This window comes from Bacillus paralicheniformis, from assembly GCF_001042485.2.
Taxonomy (GTDB): domain Bacteria; phylum Bacillota; class Bacilli; order Bacillales; family Bacillaceae; genus Bacillus; species Bacillus paralicheniformis.
The window spans coordinates 120,903-145,993 of record NZ_LBMN02000016.1 but is presented as its reverse complement, the minus strand read 5'-3'; the positions used below and the strand labels follow the sequence as shown (position 1 = coordinate 145,993).

The window sequence follows — 25,091 nt, the reverse complement described above, 5'->3', positions numbered from 1 at the left end:
TGTGGTAGGATAAGAACTAATCAACCAAATAAATCATACTATACTTATAGGAATTGTAAAAATAGATGGAGAGTGACGATAAAATGGGAAGAGAGTTCATTCCTTTATTTGAGAACTGGGCAAATTCTTATGATGATACAGTAGTTGGCCGCGATCTTCAGTACAAAGAAGTGTTTCGCAACTACGACGGCATTCTGGATGATGTCGTCAGCCGCTCCGGGCATAAAGTTCTTGAATTCGGCGTCGGCACTGGCAATCTGACTGCAAAATTGCTGGCAGCCGGAAAGGGAGTCACAGGTGTAGAACCTTCAAAAGCAATGAGGGAAATTGCCGAGGCAAAGCTAGCGGAGAATGCAGTGATCGTTGACGGAGACTTTCTCGACTTTCCGGAACCGCCGTTTTCTCCCGACACGATTGTCAGTTCCTATGCGTTTCACCACCTGACAAACGAAGAGAAACGGGAGGCTGTGAAGCGATATGGAAAAATGCTCGGAAAGCATGGTAAAATAGTGTTTGCTGATACCGTCTTCAAGGATCGGGAAGCCTTCTCTGCCGCTGTTAAAAAAGCGAAGGAAAAAGGGTTCCTGCAATTGGCGGAAGACCTTGAAACGGAACATTATCCGACGCTTTCGGAAATGGAAATGATCTTTACCTCAGAACAATTCAGTATCGCCTTTCAAAAGCATAATGATTTTGTCTGGGTAATGGAAGCGGCAAAATTGTAATTTGAAGGGAAGTTTTAAGATATGAAAATCGCAGTTATCGGAGCAATGGAAGAAGAAGTCACGATTTTGCGAAGCAAGCTCGAACAGACGAACCAAGAAGTCATCGCAAACTGTGAATTTACCAGCGGATTTTATGAAGGAAAAGAAGTCGTACTTTTAAAGTCCGGCATCGGCAAAGTCAATGCAGCCATGAGCACGACGATTCTGCTCGACCGCTTTAAACCGGACGTTGTCATCAACACCGGATCAGCCGGCGGCTTCCATCATTCGCTTAATGTCGGAGACATCGTCATCTCGACCGAAGTCCGCCATCATGATGTCGATGTCACGGCATTTGATTATGAATATGGACAGGTTCCGAATCTGCCGGCCGCATACAAGGCCGACAGTACATTGATCCAAGCGGCGGAAGCCGAAGCGTCTGAACTGGGACACATTCAGGTTGTCAAAGGAACGATTGCAACAGGCGACTCCTTTATGAGCGATCCTGACCGCGTGGCATTCATCCGCGGCAAGTTTGCAGATCTTTACGCGGTTGAAATGGAAGCGGCTGCTGTCGCACAGGTTTCCTATCAATTTAATACGCCGTTCGTTGTCATCAGGGCGCTTTCAGACATCGCCGGAAAAGAGTCTGAAATTTCATTTGACCAATTTTTGGAGCAGGCTGCCAAGCATTCGACAGATCTTGTGCTCCGCATGATCAAAAGAATCAATTAAAAACAGGGGGGAGCCCCCCTCTGTTTTGCACCTCTTGAAGGAGGAAGGAACATGAATGTGATCAAGGACATCACCCAATTGATCGGTAAAACGCCGCTTCTGCAGATTTTGAATTTTCATATCCCCAGCGGTGTTAACATATATGCAAAGCTTGAAATGATGAATCCGGGAGGCAGCATTAAAGACCGGCTCGGAGAAGTGATGATTGCTGAAGCCGTCGATTCGGGAAAGCTGAAACCCGGTGGAACGGTCATTGAGGCGACAGCAGGCAATACGGGAATCGGCCTTGCCCTCGCCGCCAGAAAGCACAGGATTAGACCCGTTTTTTGCGTGCCCGAGCATTTCAGCATGGAAAAACAGTCGATCATGAAAGCGCTCGGCGCTCGAATTGTTCATACCCCCAGAAGTGCCGGAATGAAGGGTGCGATTGAAAAGGCACTTGAACTTGAGAAGGAGATTCCTGATTCTTATTGCATTTTGCAGTTTAAAAACCCAGTAAATCCATTGGCTTACTATAAAACGATCGCCCCGGAAATATGGGATGATCTTGAGGGCCGGATTGACGTCTTCGTCGCCGGTGCGGGATCAGGCGGGACATTTGCGGGAACCGCCAAGTTTCTAAAAGAAAAAAATCCGTCCATTAAAACGGTTATTGTTGAACCTGAAGGCTCGATTTTAAACGGAGGAGAACCGCACGGACATAAAACCGAAGGAATCGGAATGGAATTCATTCCGGAATATATGGACGAAAGCCATTTCGATGAGATTTACACCGTGCTTGACGAAGAGGCGTTCCGGCTTGTAAAAGAAGCCGCTGAAAAGGAAGGGCTTCTGATCGGAAGCTCATCAGGCGCCGCGTTGTTTGCCGCGTTGAAAGAAGCCGAAAAAGCGAAAGCCGGCACAAACATTGTGACAATTTTCCCCGACAGCAGCGACCGCTATTTAAGCAAAAAAATTTACGAAGGAGGAATATGAGATGAAGCCAAAAACGAAAATGATCCACGGCGGCATTACAGGAGACGAAAAAACAGGAGCGGTATCGGTTCCTATTTACCAAGTCAGCACGTACAAACAGCCGCGCGCCGGACAGCATACAGGATACGAATATTCCCGGACGGGAAATCCGACAAGAACGGCGCTCGAATCCTTGATCGCGGATGTTGAAGGCGGTGAAGCAGGCTACGCGTTCGGCTCTGGGATGGCAGCGATCACAGCGGTCATGATGCTTTTTAAAAGCGGCGATCACATCGTGTTGACAGATGATGTATACGGCGGCACATACCGCGTGATGACAAAGGTGATGAATCGCATCGGCATTGAAGCGACCTTCAGTGATACGAGCAGCATTGAAGACATCGAAAAAGCGATCAAGCCGAATACAAAAGCGATTTATGTTGAGACGCCGACAAATCCTTTATTGAAAATCACGGACATCAAGAAAGCCGCTGAAACAGCGAAAAAGCACGGCCTGTTGCTGATTGTCGACAACACCTTCTACACACCGTATTTTCAAAACCCAATCTCGTTGGGAGCCGATATCGTCCTTCACAGCGCGACGAAGTACTTGGGCGGACACAGCGATGTCGTCGGCGGACTGGTTGTGACAGCCTCGAAGGAACTCGCAGAAGAGATCCATTTCATCCAAAATTCTACAGGCGGGATTCTCGGGCCTCAGGATTCCTGGCTCTTAATGAGGGGGATGAAAACCCTTGGCTTGAGAATGGAAGCGCATGAGCAAAATGCCAGGAAAATCGCAGCTTTTTTAGATGATCATCCGGCCGTCAAAAAGGTTTATTATCCAGGGCTGCCGTCCCATCCGGGACATGAGCTTGCCAAGCGGCAAAGCACGGGCTTCGGCGGCATGATCTCGTTTGATATCGGAAAAGAAGAGAACGTGGACATTGTCCTTGGCCGTCTGAAATGGTTTACGATTGCCGAAAGCCTTGGCGCGGTTGAAAGCCTGATTTCAGTGCCGGCGCGGATGACTCACGCTTCGATCCCGCGTGAACGCCGGCTGGAGCTTGGCATTACAGACGGATTGATCCGCATTTCCGCCGGGGTAGAAGATATTGACGATCTGTTGGAAGACTTGCAGCAAGCGCTGGCCCCGATTTCTTAAAATGGCTGAATTTACATGTCTGGTCATCTGTCAATCTATGTTATCCTGAATCATATCCATTATGAAACAAAAGCAGGTGATCATGACATGCAGAAGAAAAAAGTCAAATCGCTGATGGAAGACTATAAGCAGTTTGCTTTTACGCTTCTCAGCGTAAGCGCATTTTTATATATCGGATCGGTCATTCCCGGACAAGGTTTGGAAACCGGCCAAAAGATGACAATGATGCTCGCGACATGCGGCTTTTTGGGAGGAGCCTTCTATTGTGTGAAGCGCTCGCTTAAATATAAAAGACAATTAGATGAGATGGAAGAATCGTAAGCGGAGAGACTCAGAGAGGGGCTCTCCGCTTTTTTTGTTTGATCAATCCGTCCATTTATTAAAAAAACGGTTTACAAACAGGAATTTGATGGATATACTTACAAAGTAAACAAAAAGCAAAGGAGGTTGATGAACATGAAACCAGCACTGACTACATACATTAGACTTTGTGAACGCCAATATCATGATTCATCAAACCTGTGGGAGAGATTGTGCACTTCCTTAACCGATGCTTTTTCAGCACAGCCGGTCCGTTAGGAAGTTAGGCATAATCATACGCTGCTCCTCCCGCAAGATAAAGACTCGATTCGTTTTTATCTGGCGGTTTTTGTTTGCGCCCGCAGGTTTGTCAGATAATCTGCGGGCTGTTTTTGTTTTTAGCGAACTTGAAAGGAGGTGAGCGATGTGACAATAAATCTATTCTTCTTAACACTAACCATTCAGAGACGATTTAAAAGTCCGGAAGAGTACGAGCGAGAATACGAAATCGAACAAATGTACAATGAAATGAAAGACCTGCAGCTGAAATATCTTTACATGAACAGCCAGCGCTAGCTTAAAGCGCGAAAAAAAATAAAGGAGGAGATCAAGATGATGCATAGAAGGGAACTGTTGGCACATTACACTCGGGAGAAGGACCAGGTTTAGCCGGGGCTGATACGAGTTCCGCATCTCCGCTTTTCTGCATAATATGAAGCAAGCAATTCAATGAATGCGGGTGAAAAGCATGCAGAAAAACGGCAGAATGCCTTTTATCGGCCACGGGTATACATCAATGCCTCATTCTTTCAAGCACGGATACGGTAATCCGTACCGGCGCCAAAGAATGGAGATGGCGCGCCAATTCGGGTATTGGCCGCATTATTGGTATTATTGAGAAAGAGCAGAAAACGTTTGTTTTCTGCTCTTTTTCATGTGGACAAACTGAATGGCAAAATAAAAAGGGGGGATTTAAAGCCCCCCTCCTGTTCATTTAGCAGACGTAACAAGCGCCGATGATAATTAACAGAATGAATAGAACCACAACAAGCGCGAATCCGCCTCCATAGCCGTATCCGCCGCCGTATCCACCGCCGTATCCGCCAGGGTAGCCACCCCAGCCGCCGCAGCATCCGCCGCCGTAACCAAAGCCCATAAATAGCACCACCTTTTAGTGAAAATTCCATATATACTATGCATGGGTTTGAGTTGTGGAAAGGGCGGATAGACCAATTCATTAAAAAAACAGTTTTCTTAAAGCGAAACATTTTCAAAGCTGAAGCCGTCTAGTTATGGAATGTAACAAAAGAATGCAGTTATTTTTGCTAATGCTTTTAATATTCGGTTTATTGACCGATATGATTGGTGAAAGGCCCGTTTGAACGATTTGCAACCTGAAAAACCGGGCTAATTAGTTATTAAAGCAGGTGTTATAACGTGTTTGAACAATGGCTTGGAAAACAATTGCGGAGCCCGAGAGGCATTTTGTCGAAATGGGTCGCGTCATATATGGAAAACGGAAATCATGATATAAACGAATGGACCATCAATTTAATGGATGTCTGTCCGCATGAGCGCATCCTTGAAATCGGAACGGGAAGCGGAGCGGCGCTTTATCAGATCGCGGAGATGCTTGAAAGCGGCAAAGCCTGCGGCATAGACGCTTCAAAAAGCATGGTCAAGCAAGGGATGCGGCGAATCCGTCATATGAAAGAAGAAGGAAAAGCCGAATTGAAGCTCGGCCATGCCGAAAACATTCCTTATCCGGACCGTTCTTTTCATAAAGTATATTCAGTCCACACCCTTTATTTTTGGACGGATTTCAAACAAGCATTAAAAGAAATTTACCGTGTTTTACAGGTTGACGGCACGCTGTTTCTCGCCGTCCATCTGGAAGGGCAATTGAAAAAATCGAAAAAAACAAAAGGCTTTTCCTTATACTCAGAAGAGCAAATCAAGCAACTGCTTGAAGAAAGCCATTTCAGAGACATCACGGTACATATGAACGAAAATGACTGCTGCATTTCTGCGGTAAAATCGTGAGCTTTGTACGATCATCCCTTTCATACGAGAGGGATTTTTTATGTTTGATAGAGTTGAAACCAGATCTTAAATATCATATTTTTGATTTTTAAAGAAAAGTATTCCAATAACATAGCAAACATGGTTTAATATCAAAGTGAACGTTTTTACTATATTTTCCGGAGGTATTTATGAACAAAAGGATCGTGAAAAGTTCAATTGCTTTCTTTCTCCTTGTTGCATTGATTTTTGGCCAGCTGCCTCTACCGAAGACTATGGCGGCCGAAGACAGTGTTCCGATTAACGAAACCACACTGACCGGCGCGTCCCCAGTTGAAGCGTCATTTCAAAGCGATGATGAGGCGCATTGGTATAAAATCAATCCTTCAAATCAGGAAATCGCAAACCACACGCATTTCCGCGTTAAACTGAAATCAGATGCAGAGCTGAACATTTCCGTTTACTCCAGCCTGGAAAACGCAGCTGATCACCAAACGTTTGACAGATACAACGGCTACTCCTATGAAAATAATCCCGCTTTAATCGATTTTCCGATTGCCTGGAAAGGTCCTTACTACATAAAAGTAGAAAATCACCATGATGAGGAAAACGAAACCACTTCAATTACAGATATTTCTTACACCATCAGCTATGAAGGCGTCACCCTGCCTCCGGCAAACCAGGAGGCGGAAGAAGAGTGTCCGGCAGAATTAAGCGTCTCCGAAAGGGAAACCGGCAAGGGCATATTAAAACAGTTAAGAACGATCAGGGATGAAGTTCTTTCAAAAACTGAAAAAGGAAAAGAGCTGTCTTCCCTTTACTATAAAGCAGCTCCATTCATCAGCGCAAAAATGCTCTTTAACAAATCGATGAGAGACAGTGTCTACAAAGATTTGGTGCAGCTGAAGCCGCTGTTTGCCGATGTCGCAAAAAACGGACAAGAGAGCGCATACACCATGACGAATGATGATCAAAAAGCGATCAGCAGCCTGTACGAAACAGCACGCGCGTCCGTTCCCGAATCGCTGAAAAAACAGCTGGATCAAGTCGCAAAAGACATCGGCATCGAACAATTAACAGGCAGCAAAGTATCGGCTGTGCTGGAGAAAGCGGGGATGGCGACAGCTTCATCAAGCGCGCCCGAAAAACGCTATATTGTAAAATTGAAAGACGGCAAAAAACTGAGTTCTTTCAAATCTAAAGCCCAATCTTCCGGCGTCAAGGCATTAGAACCCCTTGGTAAAAATAAAACGGAATTTAAAGATATGTATGTTGTGGAAATGAAGGAAAGCCGTTCTGCCGGATTCAAAGCGGCGGCAAAGCAATATCAGACGGCAGCTGCCAAGATCGCCAAGATGCCTGAAGTGGAATTCGTCGAACAGGTTCAGCAATATGAAGCACTGTCAGCGGACACCCAGTATCCATATCAATGGTCGCTCAAAAATAACGGCAAAAACCGTGCTGCGAATGCAGATATACAATTTGAACAGCTTCAAAAGCTGATGAAAGGCAAAAAGCTGAGAGATACAGTAATCGCCGTTGTCGATACGGGTGTTGATCATACGCTTGCCGATTTAAGCGGCAGCGTCAAAAAAGACGAAGGCTATAACTATATCGGCCGCACCGCGGACGCGATGGATGACAATGGCCACGGCACACACGTCTCAGGCATCATCGCAGCTGCGCAAGACAACCATTTTTCAATGGCGGGAATCAATGCCTATGCCAAAATCCTGCCTGTCAAAGTGCTGGATTCTTCAGGAAGCGGAGATACGGAACAGATTGCCAACGGCATCATCTATGCTGCCGACCACGGTGCAAAAGTCATTAATTTAAGCCTTGGCGGACCATACAGCAGGGTGATGGAATATGCGCTCAAATACGCGGCGTCCAAAAATGTGACGATCGTTGCCGCCACCGGCAATGACGGAGTGTCGGAGATTTCGTACCCGGCATCTTCGAAATATACGCTTTCAGTCGGGGCGACCAATAACCTCGATCTCGTCTCGGACTATTCCAATTATGGAAAAGGTCTCGATATGGTGGCGCCGGGAACCGATATTCCAAGCCTCGTTCCGGACGGAAATGTCACTTATATGAGCGGAACATCCATGGCGGCGCCGCATGTTGCAGCTGCAGCAGGACTTCTTTTGTCACAGAATCCATCTTTGAAACCAAAGCAAGTCGCAAAGCTATTGACCGAGACGACAGCAGATGTGGCATTTGAAGAACAGGATAATCCCAACCCGGACTATGATCTGGATGTAGAACCGGCTGCTCAAATCCCTGGTTATGATTTCGTTTCCGGGTGGGGGAGGCTGAATGTTTATCACGCAGCCAGCGTTTTTGAGCTGAACATGAAGGTTCATCCCGTTTTAAACCGCCATACGGCAGTGACAGGCACAGCCAAAAGCGGTGTGGCGGTCAAAATCTTGCGAGGGAAGCAAGTATTGGGCACGGGAACAGCCGGAAAATCAGGCGCGTTTTCAGTGAAAATTCCGGCCCAGAAGGCGGGGCAAGTTCTTCATGTCGCGGCATCGGGTTATCAGGCGGAAGCCTCGCTCAGAACCGTCGTGGAAAAAGCGCCGAAAAACCCTTCCGTCAAACGCATCACGAACAAAGATACTGCCGTAACGGGGAAAACGGCAGCCGGCTACACGATCAAAGTGAAAAACGCGTCCAAAAAAGTGATCGCGCAAGGCAAAGCGGATGCATCCGGAGCGTTTAAAGTGAACATCAATAAGCAAAAAGAATATGCCGTTTTGTATGTCTCCGCATCTGCTGATGACTACAGAGAAAGCGGCGATGTTAAAATGACGGTTGCTGATGTCATCCCGCCAGGCGCCCCGAAAGTTTATCCGGTTTCCGATAAAAGTACGGTGATTCAGGGAAAAACAGAAGCAAACGCGCAAGTCAGCGCAAAAGTAAAAGGAAAGACGATCGCTTCCGGTAAAGCGACCGGAAAAGGTGAATACAAGCTGAAAATCAGCAGGCAAAAAGCCGGAACGGTCATCAGTGTAACAGCAAAGGATAAAGCCGGGAATGTCAGCAAAGCGAAAGCCGTCACTGTGCTTGACAAAACTCCCCCGCCCACGCCAAAAGTGAATACGGTAACAAACAAGAGCACGGCCGTTAAGGGGAAAGCAGAGGCAAACGCCGCCATCACCGTCAAAGCAGGAAAGAAAACGCTTGGAACCGGCAAGGCCGATAAAAAAGGCGCGTTTTCCGTTAAAATAAAAAAACAAAAGGCAAACACTGTTTTAGCGGTCACTGCAAAAGATAAAGCCGGCAATACGAGCAAAGCGAGCATATTAAAAGTCAAAAAAGCAAAATAATCCGATGGCAGAGGGAACTGATGACATATCAGTTCCTCTTTTTTAATCGAAATTAATATATAAGAATACTATTAAACAGCCGCACTGCCTCCATTCGATTTATGAATTTCAACTCATGTCAACAGTTGGGTCTATTCTCCCTTTTTTTGTTTTCCTTTAAAAAATTTTATATTAAAAAAGGAATTTTCGAGTGTTCTGTCAAAAAGTGAATGTATTGGAAAAGCGGAATGAACGTTCATTCCGCTGGCTTGGAGGGCAAAATCAATGGAATCGGAAAGCAAATATCAGAAGATTATCGAGGCTTCGCTCGTCCTTTTCGCAGACCGTGGCTTTGACGCCGCAACCATTCCGATGATTGCCGAGAAGGCAAACGTCGGTGCAGGCACCATCTACCGCTACTTTGACAGCAAGGAAGACCTTGTGAACGTCTTGTTCCAAGACAGTGTGAAGAGATTTAAAGAAAAGATTGAGGAGGACTATCCTGAAGATTCAGCAGGGATAAAAAAACAATTTCAGCATATTTTCCGCTGCCTTTTCGAGTTTTCTCAGGAAAATGTCCATGCGCTTTATTTTTTGGAAATTGACAAAACCTCTCATTACCTGACAGAGAAAAGCCGTGAAGTCTTAAACGAACTGCTGGATTTCGTCTATTTATTTTTTGAAAAAGGGAAAGCGGCCGGCGTGATTCGCCCCTTGCCTTCTCACATCTTGTCGGCTGTGGTATTCGGGGCGTTCGTTCATATTCAGAAATTGGTAAGGGCCGGGGAAATCGAAGATCCTACCGGACTGATCAAAGAGATTGAAGAATGTTCCTGGCATGCTGTCAAATATCATGGATGAAAGCTTTTTTCAAAACAGAAAGGATGATTTTCATGAACATGTTAAATGGAATTCCAATCCCTAAAACTTACGGGCCGCTCGGCAACCTGCCTTTGCTTGACAAAAACAAGGTCTCCCAGTCTCTTTGGAAAATCGCGGACGAGATGGGGCCTATCTTTCAATTTAAGTTTGCGGATGCGATTGGGATATTTGTGTCCAGCCATGAACTGGTGAAAGAAGTCTCTGACGAGTCCCGGTTTGACAAAAACATGGGGAAGGGGCTATTGAAGGTTCGCGAGTTCAGCGGAGACGGGCTGTTTACGAGCTGGACGAAGGAACCCAATTGGCGGAAAGCCCACAATATCCTTCTGCCGAGCTTCAGCCAAAAAGCGATGAAGGGATACCATCCCATGATGCAGGACATCGCCGTCCAGCTCATCCAAAAGTGGTCCCGTCTCAATCAGGATGAAAGCATTGATGTACCGGATGATATGACGCGGCTGACGCTGGATACGATCGGTTTATGCGGATTTAACTACCGCTTTAACAGCTTTTACCGCGAAGGACAGCATCCGTTTATCGAGAGCATGGTCCGGGGGTTGAGTGAAGCGATGAGACAGACGAAACGCTTTCCGCTGCAGGATAAGCTGATGGTCCAAACGAAGCGTCAGTTTGACAGCGATGTTGAGTCGATGTTTTCTCTTGTTGACCGGATCATCGCTGACCGGAAGCAGGCCGGCGGCGAAAGTGGAAATGACCTTTTATCGCTTATGCTTCATGCGAAAGACCCTGAGACCGGCGAAAAACTGGATGATGAGAATATCCGCTATCAAATCATTACGTTTTTGATCGCCGGGCACGAGACGACGAGCGGTTTATTATCGTTTGCGATCTATCTGCTCCTGAAGCATCCAGATAAGCTTAAAAAAGCGTATGAAGAAGCAGACCGCGTGCTGACTGATCCCGTTCCTTCTTACAAACAGGTTCAGCAGCTGAAATACATCCGAATGATTTTGAATGAATCGATAAGGCTTTGGCCGACGGCGCCGGCTTTCTCTCTTTACGCAAAAGACGAAACGGTTATCGGGGGAAAATACTTGATTCCGAAAGGCCAGAGCGTCACAGTGCTCATCCCAAAACTGCACAGGGATCAAAGCGTCTGGGGAGAAGATGCCGAGGGGTTCCGGCCTGAACGGTTCGAGCAGATGGACAGCATTCCGGCGCACGCATACAAACCGTTTGGCAACGGCCAAAGGGCATGCATCGGCATGCAGTTCGCCCTTCACGAAGCGACGCTTGTGCTCGGCATGATTCTTCAGTACTTTGATCTTGAAGATCATGCAAACTACCAATTGAAGATCAAAGAATCGCTGACATTAAAACCGGATGGCTTCACAATCAGGGTAAGGCCGAGGAAAAAAGAAGCAATGATGGTGACACCGGGTGCTCAACCTGAAGAGAACATGCGGCAGGAAGAAAAGCCTTCCGCACCGGCTGCGGAAAATACGCACGGAACTCCTCTCCTTGTGCTTTACGGTTCAAATCTCGGCACAGCCGAAGAGGTTGCAAAGGAGCTTGCTGAAGAAGCGCGTGAGCAAGGATACCGAAGCCGGACGGCGGAGCTTGATCAATATCCAGGCGCCCTCCCGGCAGAAGGGGCTGTTATCATTGTGACGGCTTCCTATAACGGAAACCCGCCCGATTGCGCAAGGGAATTTGTCAATTGGCTTGAGCATGATCAGACAGGCGATTTGCACGGTGTCAAATATGCGGTATTCGGCTGCGGTAACCGGAGCTGGGCCAGCACCTACCAGCGGATTCCGCGCCTGATTGACAGCGCATTGGAAAATAGAGGCGCCCAAAGGCTGCACAAGCTCGGAGAAGGGGACGCAGGCGATGATTTTGAAGGACAGTTTGAATCATGGAAAAACGATCTGTGGCCGCTTTTAAGAACCGAATTTTCATTGTCCGAACCCGATCCGAATCAAACAGAAACAGACAGGCAAGCCATATCTGTCGAGTTTGTAAGCGCACCTGCGGCTGCGCCGCTGGCTAAAGCTTATCAGGTGTTTACAGCGAAAATATCGGCAAACCGGGAACTGCAGTGTGAAGAGAGCGGAAGAAGCACGAGGCATATTGAAATATCGCTTCCTGAAGGTACCGCATATCAGGAGGGAGACCATCTCGGGGTGCTTCCGCAAAACAGCGGGGTGCTGATTGAACGTGTTTTTCAGCGGTTTGGGCTGAACGGAGATGAACAAATTTTGATCAGCGGCCGGAATCAAGCATCACATTTGCCTTTGGAGCGGCCTGTTCATGTCAAGGATCTTTTTCAACATTGCGTCGAGCTCCAGGAACCGGCCGCAAGGGCCCAGATTCGCGAGTTGGCGGCACATACTGTTTGTCCGCCTCATCAGCGCGAGCTTGAAGACCTGCTGAAAGATGACGTCTATAAGAATCAAGTGTTGAAAAAACGGCTGACAATGCTTGACCTGCTTGAACAATACCCGGCCTGTGAACTGCCGTTCGCCCGCTTTCTGGCGCTTCTGCCTCCGCTAAAACCGAGGTATTACTCGATTTCCAGTTCGCCGCAGCTTAACCCGCGGCAAACAAGCATCACCGTCTCTGTCGTAAGCGGCCCGGCATTGAGCGGCCGCGGGCAATATAAGGGGGTCGCATCGAACTATCTCGCAGGCCTTGCGCCGAAAGACGCGATTTCTTGTTTCATCAGGGAGCCCCAGTCAGGCTTCAGGCTTCCTGAAGATCCTGAAACACCGGTGATCATGGTCGGACCGGGCACCGGAATCGCACCTTACCGCGGATTTCTTCAGGCGCGCCGCATCCAGCGCGATGCCGGGATAAAGCTCGGGGAAGCGCATTTGTACTTCGGCTGCCGCCGTCCGGACGAAGATTTTCTGTATCGAGACGAATTGGAGCAAGCGGAAAAGGACGGAATCGTCCATTTGCATACAGCGTTTTCCAGGCTTGAAGGCCGTCCGAAAACATATGTGCAAGATTTGCTCAGAGAGGATGCAGACATGCTGATTCACTTGTTGAACGAAGGCGGCCGCCTGTATGTGTGCGGAGACGGAAGCCGCATGGCTCCCGCTGTTGAACAAGCTTTGTGTGAGGCGTACCGCATTGTACAGGGAGCGAGTCAGGAAGAGTCGGAAAGCTGGCTGTCCGGACTTTTGGAAGAAGGGCGCTATGCAAAGGATGTGTGGGACGGCGGCGTTTCCCAACATGACGTGAATGCGGACAGCATCGCAAGAACATAAAACAAAAAGAGGCATTCTGAATGGATCAGGATGCCTCTTTTTTAGAGCTTGTGATTTTTTCATTGATATAGATGAAAAGGTTTGATCCCAAGAACAAAACGAGCAAAATATACACCCATTTTGCCGGCGTCTCCCAGCCCTCGAAAAAAGGCAGAGAAGCAATGAATGTTTGCCCTTTCATGATGACAAACACCAATAACGCCACAGAGATGACGAGAACGATTCCTTGTAAAATGAGCGTTTTTGCACTATGTTTTTTCAAATCGCTCCATACGTACATCAGCCCGAACACCAGGGAGGCCATTGAGATAATATCATTCGCTGTGCCGTTGATCTTGAGCCCTGCCCGGAGAAAAAGATTCAAACCTACAGATGCCAAAATTCCGTAAAATCCGATTGTTTTAAGCAAGATGATTCCCCCTCAAACCATTATAGAGGGAGATAAAGGAAAAGCCAACATGACAGGCTGCATTTATTCATTCTAAAAACGGCTGATCTTCAGGAGGAATCGTCATGCTGGCTTTGATTTAAATATCGGCATGTGGTGAAGAAAGTTTAGCTTTTATTTCGGATCTGTGTATCGTCTTGCCGCTTGTTCCTTTTGGCTTCGGCAAAGAAAATTGCCGGATAAGCGGCCAAAAGCAACAAGGTAATGAAGGCGACGATTCCCGGCCATTTAAAATGAGTCCAGAAGAAGCCTCCGAAAGACCCCGCTAAGCTTGAGCCGAGATAATAGCTCAGCAAATAAAGAGAGGAAGCTTGAACGCGCTGTTCGCCGGCCGTCTGCCCGACCCAGGAGCTTGCGATCGAATGCGAGCCGAAAAATCCGAATGTAAAGACAGCGATTCCGGCGATTTTCAGAGAAAGCTGAGGCAGAAGCGTAAGCAATGCGCCTCCCGCGATAATGGCAATCCCGATTTTCAGCATCAGCGGGCTGCCAAAACGGTCGGCTTTCTTTCCCATATAAACGGAACTAATTGCCCCTGCCAAATAAACGATAAAGATGAACCCGATGACAGTTTGAGAGAGTCTGTACGGAGGTCCCATCAATTGAAATCCGATATAATTGAACAGCGTAACAAAGCTTCCCATTAATAGAAATCCGAGTGAAATAATCGACAGCAGCCGTTTGTTCATCAAGACGGCAGAGTAGGCGAGGCTCGCCTTTTTCATGCTCGTTTTTCGCTTAGCGGAGTGCTGTGGCCGGGGCAGCAAAATCCAAAACAAATAGCTTAATAGCACTGATAATCCCCCGATGATTCCAAGCGCTGCACGCCAGCTGAACAAGTCTGTCAAAAGGCCGGTCAAAAGCCTTCCGCTCATTCCTCCAAGGCTTGTGCCGCTAATGTATAACCCCATCATTTTCCCGAGCCCTCGCGGATCAAATTCCTCTCCGACATAAGTCATGGCGATCGCGGGTACGCCTGCAAGGAAAAAGCCAAGCAGCCCTCTCATCACCAAGAGCCCCGCGAAGTTCGGACTAAAGGCGGTCAAGAGGCCGAGCACAGATGTCGCAAACAGGGATATTGCCATAATCGTCTTCCGGCCGAATCCGTCAGATAAAGCTGCTGCCGTGAGTAATGCAAAAGCCAATATACCTGTTGAAATGGATAAAGTTAAGCTTGCAGCTGCCGCCGATATGCCGAATTCCTCCGCAAACAGAGGCATGAGCGGCTGTGTGGTGTAAAGCGTGGCAAATGTCACAAAACCGCTGATGAATAAAGCGATGCTTGCTTTTTGATAATCTTTCGTATGCGGCTGTATGTAAGTCATGGTAGCTCCTCTTTTCCAGAATGACAATCTATGTTTCATGGTACGCTTTCATTTGTGATGTGTCTAATTTATAATATCTATCAACATCATGCATTCTAGTTATGAAGGAGCGGATGAGCATTGGAACTCTATCAAATTGACCATTTTATTGCCGTGAGCAGGCATAAACACTTTACAAAAGCCGCCCTGGAACAAAGGATTTCCCAGCCGGCTTTGAGCAGGTCGATCAAAAAGCTTGAAGAAGAATTGGGCGTCCCGCTGTTTATTCGAAAAACAAAATCGATCCGCCTGACAAAGTACGGCGAGCAGTTCCTCATCAAAGCGAAACAGGCCCGCCTTGCTCTTGACGAAGGCGTCCAGCAAATCAGGGAAAGCGTCAATCCGAATGCCGGGGAAATCTCGGTATCTTTTTTGCATACGCTTGGTTCACGCCTGATGCCGCAGCTGATTGCCGGTTTTAAAAAGAAATACCCGAATGTTGCGTTCCGTCTGTATCAGGCCGCAAATGAACATCTTCAGCATATGGTGGAGACGGGCGAGGCTGATATATGTCTCAGCTCACCACCCCTTCCAAACGAACTTCTTGAATGGACGGTGCTGGATACTGAACCGCTTTACCTGGTGCTTCCCGCCGACCACCCGCTCGCAGATCGGAAAGAAGTCGCGATCAGATCCATTGCCCATGAGGACTTTGTCGGTTTTAAGCCGGGTTATGGTCTTCGATATGTGTTTGATCAAATGTGCCGGGAACTGTCCATCAGCCCGAAGCTTGCGTTTGAAGGGGAAGAAGTGTCGACGATTTTGGGCCTTGTGTCAGCAGGGCTCGGTGCGGCGATCCTGCCGAAAACGGCGGAACATATCCATTCTCCGGTGGCATTTTGCCGAGTGTCAGACTACCGTTCTGAGAGGACGATCGGTCTCGCCGTTTTGAAAGACTATTATTTATCGCCGGCGGCACGCAACTTTAAAGAATTTGTCATCGAATACTATCGACGGAATGAGCGGCCTGATCAGCCGTAAAGCAAATAAAGACTTCTCATGGTGACAATTATCCTGTATATTGATAATGATAATTATTATCAATTGGAGGGTTGAACATGACGAAAAAGCAGTATTCTTATATATTGACCGTTTTACTCGCATTTTCTGTTTTTCTTTCAGGCTGTCAAAGCGGCCAAAAACAGACGGCATCAAAGAACGAAGCGAAAACAAGAGTGGTGAAAACAATCAACGGAAATGTCACTGTACCGGCCAATCCGAAGCGCGTCGTTACGATAGGATATGCCGGGACAATGCTTGCATTCGGAATCAAGCCGCTTGGAGAAACAGGGAAATATCTTGAAAGTCCCTATATTAAAGATCATATTTCAGAAATAAAGAATATCGGGGGAAAAGACGGTTTTTCAGTATCTGTGGAAAAGATTCTTAAGCTTAAACCCGATTTGATCGTATCGATGACAAACGATAAAAAAGAATATGAAAAGCTCTCAAAAATCGCTCCGACTGTCGTTTATCCGTTCGGCACGTTTAAAGATGCACGCGATGAAATGAAAACGTTTGGCAAGCTGCTCGGCAAGGAAAAGGAGGCTCGGGAGTGGACGAAAACGTTTAATCAAAAAATGAAAGCCGCCCGCGCGAAAATCAAAGATGCATCTGTACAAGGTGAAACGTTCTCTTTAATCGGCGCATATGCAAAATCTGTGTATGTCTACGGGGCCTACGGGTATCGGGGCGGAGAAGCGATCTATACGCAGCTGGGACTGACGCCGCCTGAATCTGTTAAAAAGGATGCCATTGATACAGCTGACGGATATAAAGCCATATCTTTCGAAGTTCTGCCGAAATATGCCGGAGACTACATATTTGTCGATGAATCATACAACGGAAAGCTTGATCAGGACAATCCGGTTTGGAAGTCGCTTGACGCGGTGAAAAAAGGCAAGGTCTTTTTCCTCGATCCGGACAGGTTCTGGCCGTATGATCCAAACGCTGTTCAGGCGCAGGCCGAAGAAATCGCGGACATGATATCCAAGAAAGCGAAAAACGAATAGAAAAGCGGGGAGCCGAAAAGAATGATCCGGCTTCCCGCTTTTTCATTTTTCATAATGCTGAAATTGAATATCCAGTGTCCGGAGGTATGTTTGCAGGCCCGCATCTTGGATGGGGATGATATAGGCCGCTTCACCTGACTCATTATGGTGGGAATGCCATAATCCCGGCGGTGTAATGAAGGCTTTTCCGGTTACCCAGTCAATCCGTTTCGGATCGATGATTTCCTTTGTGGCCGGATCGATTTTGCTTCCGACTAATGTGTACGTCCCTGGTGCGGCATAGGCGACAAAATCGAGAGCCACCGACTTGTGGCTGTGGGGCGCTTGATTGGAGCCGGGAGGCACGATGCCGAACATCGCCCACAATACATGGGTGATCGTCAGCGTTTGATCGAATATATCATTGTTTAAAAGAACGGAAATACGGTTTCGGAAACGGGCGTCAGGAGCGGCGGCCGCTTCAGCCAATTTTGCTTTTGCCTGTTCAGCGGTGTAGATGGTTGGTTGAAAGCGGGATTCCGACGGCTTTACGCCCAAATAATGCAGGAGAGGTGAATCGGTGATGTAATAAATGGCTGCATCTTCTGCTGCGGTATGCTGGCTGCTTGAACCGGCAGGCAAAGTCAAAAAATCGCCTTTCTGCCAGTGAATCGTATCTTCGCCCGCTTCGGTACGCCCTGCGCCGCTGACAATGTAATATAGTTCGCTTGTCGCGCGGGGGGCGGTGTGAATGGTGTCGCCCGAACGAATCTTGATGAAGTGGGCGAGAAGGGAAGGGCTTGAAGCGGGATATTCCGTCTTCAGTTCTTCTGAGATGTCCAGCGGGATGATCCGCGTTTCACCTGTTTCATACAATTCAGGTCCGAACTCTTTCACAGGAATCGGACTGATTATTCCGCTTCCAATCGGGTCAGAGGCAGTGGTATACTCGAAAAAACGGGCATGTTTCGTCAAATGCTCGGCTCGGGTTTCAAATTGAGAATGCATTGAAAAACCTCCTGTTATTTTTTGATAATTCAATCATATCTCATTTGGAAGATGATAGTAAACCATTACATTGATAGAAACAGATACGGAAAAGAGGGATTGGATTGGGAAAAGGATTGAACGGCAGAAGAATTGCCATCGGAGCATCGCGAAAAACGGATGAAATGAGCACATTAATCAAAAAGCAAGGCGGGGTTCCCGTCGTACGTTCCCTTCAGGGTACCGTGTTTTTGGCCGAAAAAGAAGTAGGTCCTGATTTGCGAGCCTTTGTTGAAACGGGAGCCGACTGGGTGATTTTTACGACAGGAATCGGGACGGAGACGCTTGTCAACCTAGCTGATAAACTGGGGATCGGTGAGCGCTATTTACAAGCGATCCGCGGGGCGAAGGCGGCATCGAGAGGCTACAAAACAATCGCCGCATTAAAAAAGCTCGGCATTACGCCGGTTGCGGCGGATGAAGACGGCACCACCAAAGGACTGATCGACTCGCTTCAATCCCATGATTTTTCCGGGAAACGGGTGATGGTACAGCTTCACGGCGAAAACGCACCGTCACTGCTTCAGTTTTTGGAAGAGAAAGGTGCAGCTGTTTTTCCGCTTCTGCCGTATCGCCATGTTGCACCGGACCGGGAAACCGTCGCCTTATTGTGCAGCGAGGTCATCAACCGTGAAGTGGATGCGGTTTCCTTTACAACAGCCGTCCAAGTCCGCTCGCTTTTTCATTTTGCGAAAGAAAACGGCTATGCGGAGAAAATTGTCCAATCTTTTCAAGACAGCGTGTTGGCAGCCGCTGTCGGAAAAGTGACGGCAGAAGCTTTAAGAGAAGAAGGAGTTGAACGCCTGCTCGCTCCCGGCCTCGAACGAATGGGAGCGATGATTGTGGAGCTGGCCCGGTTTTATGAAACGGAAGAGGAAATCAAAACACAGTAAGTGCGAAGGAAATCAGCAGATTGGGGCGTGAGAGTCTCCTTGAGAGGCGCTGTCATGTATGCAGACCCAAAAGGAAAAAAGCCGCAGACACAGCTTGCCGTGCGGCTATCATTTTCTGGGCCGTGATACTTTTTGTGCATCATGCTTTTGAATATGTTGATCGTGAGCCGTTGATGTCAAATTTTTCTGTTTTGCTGGGTTTGAGTCTCACCGTGTTTTTTCTGACGGAAAGCCTGGTCAAACGGCTTGCAGCCGCAAAAACAAGAAAAACGCTTCGCCGATGAGCCGAAGCGTTTTTTGCTTTATAAAACAAATTGATCTGAAACGAATACCGCGCCGTCTTCATTAAAAATCCGGGCAGGCTTTGTTCCGATGACCCGGATGTCTGAAATGCTTGCGGCGATTCCCGTTTCTTCCGGCAAGGCGATGACGGGAGTGTCAAAGGCATGCCTATACCTTTTAATCAGCGGATCATGTTCAACCTTGTAGTGACACCAAACCGCATAGTCTCCCAGAAGCTTTAATCCGTTAAAATCGCGCAATCCGCAAGCATTGCGGTCCATATAAGAGCAAGTCATGATGTTCTTTCCGAGAATGACGGCGCCTGCGCTTCCGCCGTAAATGACGCCGCCGCTTTCGGCATAGCGCTTTAACACCTCGATAAAATGTGATTCAATGAATTGTTTGAGCAGACGAAACGTATTTCCTCCGCCAATATATACGGCAGAAAATGCGTCTAAATCGTGCACGGTTTTGCCTTTGACATCCGTCCACATCACGATATTTTTAACGCCGAGCGGGTGAAAGAGCCGGCTGATCCAATCGAAGCCTTCATCATACCTGTCGGCGTCCATGGCAATCGGAATATACAACAAAGGCTTATGCGGGCAGAGGCTCCCGGCAAAATGCCGATCCAGCCGTTCAGTTTGGTGCGCATCTCCGCCTCCGGAAAGAAACCATTTTCCCATCCTGACCTCCATCTATTTATTATGTTTCCTTTAATTGTTCATTCAGCACGCTGTCCTCCAAAACGGCAAATTTGTCTCCATACACTTTCGTAATATGTGTTTCACCCCAGGCGCACAATGAATCCAATATGTCTTTAAGCGTCCATCCGTATTCGCTGAGTTCGTATTCGACCTTCGGCGGCACCTGCTGGTACACGAGCCGATTGATGACGCCGTCCTCCTCCAGTTCGCGCAGCTGCTGGGTCAGCATTTTCTGCGTAATGTTCGGCATCAGCCGCTTCAGCTCGCTCGTGCGTTTTTTGCCGTGCGTCAAATGGCACAAAATCACACATTTCCATTTACCTCCAATTACTTCAAGTGTAGCTTCGACAGATATATTGTACTTTTTCGGCTTCATGTTCTCCTCCAAACCATAGGAACCGAAAAGTACCTATCTAACTTTTTGGTTCCTATCGCACTTAAAAGTGCGTACTTTTTTTTATGGATGATATGTACCATAATATCATTTGCCGGCAGACATTTGCTATACATTAAAAACGAAAGGGGGAAAAAGAATGACTTCTGTTCATGATAAAAAACGCAGTATATTAGCGCTTTTAGCCTTGGCGGCCAGCGCATTTGCCATCGGGACAACCGAATTCATCAGCGTGGGGCTTCTGCCTTTAATTGCTGATGACATGAACATTTCAGTGACGACCGCGGGGCTGACTGTATCGTTATACGCTTTGGGCGTGACAGTCGGCGCACCCGTATTGACGTCTGTCACATCGAGTATGCCGAGAAAAGCGCTGTTGCTTGTGATTATGATTATTTTTATGATCGGAAACGGGCTTGCGGCATGTGCCGGAAGCATCGGTGTTTTATTAACCGCCCGCGTGATTTCCGCGTTTTCTCATGGCGTATTTATGTCAATCGGTTCAACGATTGCGGCAAGCCTGGTCCCGGCGGATAAAAGAGCCGGAGCGATATCAATTATGTTTACCGGTCTGACGATTGCGATGATTACCGGAGTTCCCATCGGCACGTTCCTCGGTCAGCTGTTCGGCTGGCGGATTGCTTTTGCGGCGATTGTCGCTGTCGGCGCACTGGCGTTTATCGCCAACAGCTTTCTTGTTCCGGCCGATTTGCCGAAAGGCGTCCGAACGTCTTTCAAGAGCCAATTGAAACTTGTAACCAATGGCCGTCTGCTGCTTTTATTCATCATTACGGCGCTTGGTTATGGAGGAACATTTGTTGTCTTTACGTATTTATCCCCGCTGCTTCAGCATGTGACAGGTTTTAAACAGGAAGCTGTTGCCGTCATTTTGCTTGCTTACGGCATTGCCGTCGCGCTCGGAAATATCATCGGAGGTAAAGCGGCCAACCAAAAACCGCTTACTGCATTATTCTATATGTTCATCGCCCAAGCGGTTGTGCTTCTCATCTTAACGGCGGCTGCTCCTTATCAGGCAGCGGGCTTTATCGTCATCATGCTGATGGGATTTTTAGCATTTATGAATGTCCCCGGGCTCCAGTCCTATGTGGTAATTCTGGCTGAACGGTTTGTTCCGGGGGCGGTAGATGTCGCATCAGCTGTCAATATCGCTGCATTCAACGCCGGGATCGCGATCGGATCTTATACAGGAGGCGCCATCACACAGTCGATCGGTTTGATTCACACTCCATGGGCCGGAGCTTTGATGGTGCTCGGCGCCGTCGCGCTGACGGGCTGGAGCAGGGCGCTGGAACGAAATGACCAAAAACAAAATCAAGCTTTAAAGAAAAACTGCGCATGATGTATACAAAAATATGAGGAGGCCAATTAGATGACGGCAAAAAATCTGCAAGATCGAATCACATTGAATAACGGGACGGACATGCCCTGGTTTGGACTAGGCGTGTTTAAAGTAGAGGAAGGGCCCGAACTGGTGCAAGCCGTAAAAACGGCAATCAAGCACGGCTACCGCAGTATCGATACGGCAGCCATCTACGGAAATGAAGAAGGGGTTGGCCAAGGAATTCGCGAAGGGTTGAAAGAAGCCGGAATTTCTAGAGAAGACTTGTTTGTAACGTCAAAGGTCTGGAATGACGATTTAGGCTATGACGAAACGATTGCAGCCTACGAAGCGAGTCTCGAAAAGCTCGGGCTCGATTACCTGGATTTATACCTGATCCACTGGCCTGTTGAAGGGCGCTATAAAGCGGCGTGGAAAGCCCTTGAAACTCTTTATGAACAAGGACGCGTAAAAGCAATCGGCGTCAGCAATTTTCACGTTCACCATCTGGAAGACTTGCTGAAAGATGCCGCCGTCAAACCGGTGATCGACCAGGTCGAGTATCACCCGCGGCTCACGCAGAAAGAGCTGCAAGCGTTTTGCCGTTCGCACAGCATCCAGCTTCAAGCATGGTCGCCGCTGATGCAAGGCCAATTGCTCAGCCACCCGCTGCTGAAAGATATCGCGGACAAGCACGGCAAGACACCTGCTCAAGTCATTTTACGCTGGGATTTGCAAAACGGAGTCATCACCATTCCAAAGTCGACAAAAGCGGAGCGAATTGCCCAAAACGCGGAGGTATTTGATTTTGAACTGACCCTCGAGGAAATGAAGCAAATTGACGGGCTGAATGAAAACACCCGTGTCGGTCCTGATCCTGATAACTTTGACTTTTAACAAAAAACGGCCCCGTTCGAATTTCCGAGCGGGGCTTCGACACATTTTTTATCCGCCGTTTTTCACAGGTAAAAGCCATAACATGAAAGAGAAAACAAGATATTAAGAGAAAATAGAAGGTAATAAGTCATAAACTGTGTAAAAAAGGTTATAAAATTGATAAACGAGGAAATTTGATCATTTATGAAACTTTACACGATGATTGAACGGGCGTAATATAAATCTCATCAAAAAACTGAATAAAATTTCCAATTAACGTAACCGCTGAATTCCAATTGGAAGCGGGGGAACCAATTTTTTGTGGCGCTGCCACTTGGGGTGAATCCTTTTCAAGGTAAGGTGACTCTTTGCACCTGAATCCGACAGCTAACCTCGCAAGCGTTTAAAGAGAACCAAAAAACGTGCATAAAGCACGGTTTCTTAACTGTGCCCAAAAAAGCCGTAAGAGGTTTGTTCTCTTGCGGCTTTTTTTCGTGCAAAAAACATGAAAGGAGGTGAGCGGAGTGCTGGATATCGTGATGCTGGCCATTGTCGCATTTTTAGCGGGGATGATGTTTCTGTTGCTGAGATGGGCGGGGAAAACCGCTGATCAATCATAAATGTGAAAGGAGTGATTGCCATGGCGCTATTGGCAGCGGGAGCAGCCGCCATGTTTGTCTATTTGACTTATGCTTTATTGAATCCTGAGAAATTTTAATTGTACACAAATTGGGGGTATTGAAATGACGTCGCTCATATCCATCTGTTTTATCCTGCTTGCCGCATTGCTGGCAGCCAAACCAATGGGGCTTTACATAGCGAAGGTATTTGACGGCGCCCCGTCCAAAATCGACCGGTTTTTCCTTCCGGCGGAACGCTTGCTGCTTGAGCTGGGCGGAGTAAAAGGAGAAAACCAATCGTGGAAGAAATACGCCGCCGCGCTGGTACTCACGAATACGGCGATGATTTTCATCGTTTATCTCGTTTTTCGTCTGCAGGGTGTACTGCTTTTAAATCCTGAAAAGGTCGCGGGAATGGAACCCACACTGGCTTTTAATACGGCAGTCAGTTTTATGACGAATACAAATTTGCAGCATTACAGCGGCGAAAGCGGTCTGTCCATGCTTTCGCAGATGATTGCGATCACCTTTTTAATGTTTGCCGCTCCCGCTACGGCGCTGGCCGCCGCGGTTGCGATGATTCGGGGGCTCGCCGGGAAACCGTTCGGCAACTTTTTTGTCGATTTGGTCCGTTCGATCACGCGGATTTTACTGCCGATCACAGTTGTGGTGTCGCTTGTTTTCGTCGCCCTAGGCGTACCGCAGACGCTTGACGGTTCCGTGACAGCCCATACGGTGAGCGGAGGGGAGCAGTCCATTGTTCGGGGGCCGGTGGCGTCCTTTTTATCCATCAAAGAACTGGGGAACAACGGCGGGGGGTATTTTGGCGTCAACTCTTCTCATCCATTTGAAAATCCGAATGGATGGAGCAATGCGATTCAAATTTTATTAATGCTCTTGATTACCATCTCACTGCCGTTTACGTATGGGAAAATGGTTGGGAATCTGAAGCAAGGCCGCATTCTTTTTGTATCCGCAGGTCTTTTGTTTTTGCTTTCAGCCGGGGCAGCTTTCATGGCGGAATCGCAAGGCAATCCCGTCATCAATCAGCTCGGAATCGAGCACACAGAAGGCAGCATGGAAGGTAAGGAAGTGCGTTTTGGAACATTGAATTCAGCTTTTTATGCGATGGTTACCACCGCGAGCGAGACAGGAGCTGTCAATACGATGCACGACACGCTCACGCCACTAACGGGTCTTTTGGCATTGCTTAATATGATGCTGAACACGGTGTTTGGCGGAATAGGCGCCGGATTGATGAACATGCTTCTATACGCGATGGTTGCGGTTTTTCTGTCGGGCTTAATGGTCGGAAGAACGCCTGAGTTTTTAGGCAAAAAAATTGAAGGAAATGAAATGAAGCTTTTAGCCGTTACTCTGCTGATTCATCCTTTGTTAATCTTAGGGGCGTCAGCGCTTGCCGTCATGACGCAAGCGGGTCAGGCTGCAATTTCAAATCCCGGATTTCACGGGATCAGCCAGATTTTATACGAATATACGTCTTCAGCCGCGAATAACGGTTCAGGATTTGAAGGGCTCGGAGACGCGTCGCCTTTTTGGAATATAACAACGGGAATTGTGATGTTTATCGGCCGTTATTTCTCAATTGTCACACTGCTCGCAGTTGCGGGGTCACTTTTGAAAAAGCAAACCGTTCCGGAAACAATCGGAACATTTCGCACCGATTCAAGCCTGTTCAGCGGGATTTTTATCGCTTCGATCCTGATCGTCGGGGCTTTAACATTCTTTCCGGTGCTTGTGTTGGGACCGGCCGCAGAATATTTAACATTACGATAAGGGGGCTTTACTCATGAA

At 47.7% G+C, this 25,091-nt stretch carries 24 protein-coding genes and 1 riboswitch; of the genes, 18 read left to right on the top strand and 6 right to left on the bottom strand.

Features of this window, described 5'->3' with window-relative positions; genetic code table 11:
• Positions 1–83 precede the first annotated feature (83 nt).
• From ACH97_RS12820 to ACH97_RS23815, 7 genes are all read left to right on the top strand, one after another.
• A complete protein-coding gene (locus tag ACH97_RS12820; RefSeq protein ID WP_023855369.1) occupies positions 84–725 on the top strand; it encodes a class I SAM-dependent DNA methyltransferase in 642 nt (213 codons plus the stop codon).
• A 21-nt stretch (positions 726–746) separates the two neighbouring features.
• A complete protein-coding gene (mtnN, locus tag ACH97_RS12815) occupies positions 747–1,442 on the top strand; it encodes a 5'-methylthioadenosine/S-adenosylhomocysteine nucleosidase (protein ID WP_020452384.1) in 696 nt (231 codons plus the stop codon).
• A gap of 51 nt (positions 1,443–1,493) precedes the next feature.
• On the top strand, positions 1,494–2,417 hold the full coding sequence (locus tag ACH97_RS12810; RefSeq protein WP_020452383.1) for a PLP-dependent cysteine synthase family protein: 924 nt from the start codon (positions 1,494–1,496) through the stop codon (positions 2,415–2,417).
• A gap of 1 nt (position 2,418) precedes the next feature.
• Positions 2,419–3,561 carry a bifunctional cystathionine gamma-lyase/homocysteine desulfhydrase gene (locus ACH97_RS12805; RefSeq protein ID WP_020452382.1) on the top strand — a complete coding sequence of 381 codons (1,143 nt, stop codon included), beginning with the start codon at positions 2,419–2,421 and terminating at the stop codon, positions 3,559–3,561.
• Between the two features lie 87 nt (positions 3,562–3,648).
• Positions 3,649–3,882, top strand: a complete 234-nt coding sequence (locus ACH97_RS12800) for a YrhC family protein (protein ID WP_011198155.1) — start codon at positions 3,649–3,651, stop codon at positions 3,880–3,882.
• A 405-nt stretch (positions 3,883–4,287) separates the two neighbouring features.
• Complete coding sequence (locus tag ACH97_RS22940; RefSeq protein WP_020452381.1) at positions 4,288–4,437, top strand: YrzI family small protein; 150 nt, start codon at positions 4,288–4,290, stop codon at positions 4,435–4,437.
• A 172-nt stretch (positions 4,438–4,609) separates the two neighbouring features.
• A complete protein-coding gene (locus tag ACH97_RS23815) occupies positions 4,610–4,759 on the top strand; it encodes a hypothetical protein (protein WP_164468297.1) in 150 nt (49 codons plus the stop codon).
• Positions 4,760–4,855: 96 nt separating this feature from the next.
• Here the strand turns inward: ACH97_RS23815 and ACH97_RS12795 are convergent, their stop codons facing one another.
• Complete coding sequence (locus tag ACH97_RS12795) at positions 4,856–5,017, bottom strand: YjcZ family sporulation protein (RefSeq protein WP_020452380.1); 162 nt, start codon at positions 5,015–5,017, stop codon at positions 4,856–4,858.
• A 281-nt stretch (positions 5,018–5,298) separates the two neighbouring features.
• Between ACH97_RS12795 and ACH97_RS12790 the strand changes: the two genes are divergently transcribed.
• From ACH97_RS12790 to ACH97_RS12775, 4 genes are all read left to right on the top strand, one after another.
• Complete coding sequence (locus tag ACH97_RS12790; protein ID WP_020452379.1) at positions 5,299–5,904, top strand: class I SAM-dependent methyltransferase; 606 nt, start codon at positions 5,299–5,301, stop codon at positions 5,902–5,904.
• A gap of 170 nt (positions 5,905–6,074) precedes the next feature.
• Complete coding sequence (locus ACH97_RS12785) at positions 6,075–9,218, top strand: S8 family peptidase (RefSeq protein ID WP_020452378.1); 3,144 nt, start codon at positions 6,075–6,077, stop codon at positions 9,216–9,218.
• A 264-nt stretch (positions 9,219–9,482) separates the two neighbouring features.
• Complete coding sequence (locus ACH97_RS12780) at positions 9,483–10,058, top strand: TetR/AcrR family transcriptional regulator (protein ID WP_020452377.1); 576 nt, start codon at positions 9,483–9,485, stop codon at positions 10,056–10,058.
• Between the two features lie 32 nt (positions 10,059–10,090).
• The gene (locus tag ACH97_RS12775; RefSeq protein ID WP_020452376.1) at positions 10,091–13,315 is read left to right on the top strand and encodes a bifunctional cytochrome P450/NADPH--P450 reductase; all 3,225 of its coding nucleotides are present in this window, start codon (positions 10,091–10,093) and stop codon (positions 13,313–13,315) included.
• A gap of 25 nt (positions 13,316–13,340) precedes the next feature.
• On the opposite strand, the gene ACH97_RS12770 is transcribed toward ACH97_RS12775, so the two are convergent.
• Together ACH97_RS12770 and ACH97_RS12765 are read right to left on the bottom strand one after the other, a co-directional pair.
• Positions 13,341–13,724, bottom strand: a complete 384-nt coding sequence (locus ACH97_RS12770; RefSeq protein ID WP_020452375.1) for a YoqO family protein — start codon at positions 13,722–13,724, stop codon at positions 13,341–13,343.
• 146 nt (positions 13,725–13,870) lie between these two features.
• Positions 13,871–15,088 carry an MFS transporter gene (locus ACH97_RS12765; protein WP_020452374.1) on the bottom strand — a complete coding sequence of 406 codons (1,218 nt, stop codon included), beginning with the start codon at positions 15,086–15,088 and terminating at the stop codon, positions 13,871–13,873.
• 120 nt (positions 15,089–15,208) lie between these two features.
• Between ACH97_RS12765 and ACH97_RS12760 the strand changes: the two genes are divergently transcribed.
• Both ACH97_RS12760 and ACH97_RS12755 read left to right on the top strand, forming a co-directional pair.
• On the top strand, positions 15,209–16,108 hold the full coding sequence (locus tag ACH97_RS12760) for a LysR family transcriptional regulator (RefSeq protein ID WP_020452373.1): 900 nt from the start codon (positions 15,209–15,211) through the stop codon (positions 16,106–16,108).
• 77 nt (positions 16,109–16,185) lie between these two features.
• The gene (locus ACH97_RS12755; RefSeq protein WP_020452372.1) at positions 16,186–17,139 is read left to right on the top strand and encodes an iron-hydroxamate ABC transporter substrate-binding protein; all 954 of its coding nucleotides are present in this window, start codon (positions 16,186–16,188) and stop codon (positions 17,137–17,139) included.
• A gap of 42 nt (positions 17,140–17,181) precedes the next feature.
• On the opposite strand, the gene ACH97_RS12750 is transcribed toward ACH97_RS12755, so the two are convergent.
• Positions 17,182–18,126 (bottom strand): cupin domain-containing protein, encoded by a 945-nt coding sequence (locus ACH97_RS12750; RefSeq protein ID WP_020452371.1) that lies wholly within the window; start codon positions 18,124–18,126, stop codon positions 17,182–17,184.
• A gap of 104 nt (positions 18,127–18,230) precedes the next feature.
• Here ACH97_RS12750 and ACH97_RS12745 point away from each other — a divergent pair, with 104 nt between their 5' ends.
• Entirely contained in the window at positions 18,231–19,058 is an 828-nt protein-coding gene (locus tag ACH97_RS12745) for a uroporphyrinogen-III synthase (protein WP_020452370.1), read from the top strand.
• 302 nt (positions 19,059–19,360) lie between these two features.
• Here ACH97_RS12745 and ACH97_RS12735 read toward each other — a convergent pair whose 3' ends face one another.
• Together ACH97_RS12735 and ACH97_RS12730 are read right to left on the bottom strand one after the other, a co-directional pair.
• Complete coding sequence (locus ACH97_RS12735; protein ID WP_020452369.1) at positions 19,361–20,026, bottom strand: peptidase E; 666 nt, start codon at positions 20,024–20,026, stop codon at positions 19,361–19,363.
• 19 nt (positions 20,027–20,045) lie between these two features.
• Positions 20,046–20,423 carry a winged helix-turn-helix transcriptional regulator gene (locus ACH97_RS12730; protein ID WP_020452368.1) on the bottom strand — a complete coding sequence of 126 codons (378 nt, stop codon included), beginning with the start codon at positions 20,421–20,423 and terminating at the stop codon, positions 20,046–20,048.
• 157 nt (positions 20,424–20,580) lie between these two features.
• On the opposite strand from ACH97_RS12730, the gene ACH97_RS12725 reads away from it, so the two are divergent.
• From ACH97_RS12725 to kdpA, 4 genes are all read left to right on the top strand, one after another.
• Positions 20,581–21,801, top strand: a complete 1,221-nt coding sequence (locus ACH97_RS12725) for an MFS transporter (protein WP_043054418.1) — start codon at positions 20,581–20,583, stop codon at positions 21,799–21,801.
• 30 nt (positions 21,802–21,831) lie between these two features.
• Positions 21,832–22,677, top strand: a complete 846-nt coding sequence (locus ACH97_RS12720) for an aldo/keto reductase (protein ID WP_020452366.1) — start codon at positions 21,832–21,834, stop codon at positions 22,675–22,677.
• A gap of 252 nt (positions 22,678–22,929) precedes the next feature.
• Positions 22,930–23,072: riboswitch (cyclic di-AMP (ydaO/yuaA leader) on the top strand.
• A 224-nt stretch (positions 23,073–23,296) separates the two neighbouring features.
• Positions 23,297–23,374, top strand: coding sequence for a K(+)-transporting ATPase subunit F (gene kdpF / locus ACH97_RS24495; RefSeq protein WP_075213487.1), 78 nt, complete (start codon positions 23,297–23,299; stop codon positions 23,372–23,374).
• Between the two features lie 25 nt (positions 23,375–23,399).
• Positions 23,400–25,073: a potassium-transporting ATPase subunit KdpA gene (gene kdpA, locus ACH97_RS12715; RefSeq protein WP_048350537.1), complete on the top strand. Its 1,674-nt coding sequence runs from the start codon at positions 23,400–23,402 to the stop codon at positions 25,071–25,073.
• The last annotated feature ends 18 nt before the right edge of the window (positions 25,074–25,091 follow it).

Bases quoted from the DNA above. Each gene is read 5' to 3' on its own strand.
- ACH97_RS12820 (WP_023855369.1), top strand. From the start codon at position 84: ATGGGAAGAGAGTTCATTCCTTTATTTGAGAACTGGGCAAATTCTTAT.
- mtnN (WP_020452384.1), top strand. From the start codon at position 747: ATGAAAATCGCAGTTATCGGAGCAATGGAAGAAGAAGTCACGATTTTG.
- ACH97_RS12810 (WP_020452383.1), top strand. From the start codon at position 1,494: ATGAATGTGATCAAGGACATCACCCAATTGATCGGTAAAACGCCGCTT.
- ACH97_RS12805 (WP_020452382.1), top strand. From the start codon at position 2,419: ATGAAGCCAAAAACGAAAATGATCCACGGCGGCATTACAGGAGACGAA.
- ACH97_RS12800 (WP_011198155.1), top strand. From the start codon at position 3,649: ATGCAGAAGAAAAAAGTCAAATCGCTGATGGAAGACTATAAGCAGTTT.
- ACH97_RS23815 (WP_164468297.1), top strand. From the start codon at position 4,610: ATGCAGAAAAACGGCAGAATGCCTTTTATCGGCCACGGGTATACATCA.
- ACH97_RS12795 (WP_020452380.1), bottom strand. From the start codon at position 5,017: ATGGGCTTTGGTTACGGCGGCGGATGCTGCGGCGGCTGGGGTGGCTAC.
- ACH97_RS12785 (WP_020452378.1), top strand. From the start codon at position 6,075: ATGAACAAAAGGATCGTGAAAAGTTCAATTGCTTTCTTTCTCCTTGTT.
- ACH97_RS12780 (WP_020452377.1), top strand. From the start codon at position 9,483: ATGGAATCGGAAAGCAAATATCAGAAGATTATCGAGGCTTCGCTCGTC.
- ACH97_RS12775 (WP_020452376.1), top strand. From the start codon at position 10,091: ATGAACATGTTAAATGGAATTCCAATCCCTAAAACTTACGGGCCGCTC.
- ACH97_RS12765 (WP_020452374.1), bottom strand. From the start codon at position 15,088: ATGACTTACATACAGCCGCATACGAAAGATTATCAAAAAGCAAGCATC.
- ACH97_RS12755 (WP_020452372.1), top strand. From the start codon at position 16,186: ATGACGAAAAAGCAGTATTCTTATATATTGACCGTTTTACTCGCATTT.
- ACH97_RS12750 (WP_020452371.1), bottom strand. From the start codon at position 18,126: ATGCATTCTCAATTTGAAACCCGAGCCGAGCATTTGACGAAACATGCC.
- ACH97_RS12735 (WP_020452369.1), bottom strand. From the start codon at position 20,026: ATGGGAAAATGGTTTCTTTCCGGAGGCGGAGATGCGCACCAAACTGAA.
- ACH97_RS12730 (WP_020452368.1), bottom strand. From the start codon at position 20,423: ATGAAGCCGAAAAAGTACAATATATCTGTCGAAGCTACACTTGAAGTA.
- ACH97_RS12725 (WP_043054418.1), top strand. From the start codon at position 20,581: ATGACTTCTGTTCATGATAAAAAACGCAGTATATTAGCGCTTTTAGCC.
- ACH97_RS12720 (WP_020452366.1), top strand. From the start codon at position 21,832: ATGACGGCAAAAAATCTGCAAGATCGAATCACATTGAATAACGGGACG.
- kdpF (WP_075213487.1), top strand. From the start codon at position 23,297: ATGGCGCTATTGGCAGCGGGAGCAGCCGCCATGTTTGTCTATTTGACT.
- kdpA (WP_048350537.1), top strand. From the start codon at position 23,400: ATGACGTCGCTCATATCCATCTGTTTTATCCTGCTTGCCGCATTGCTG.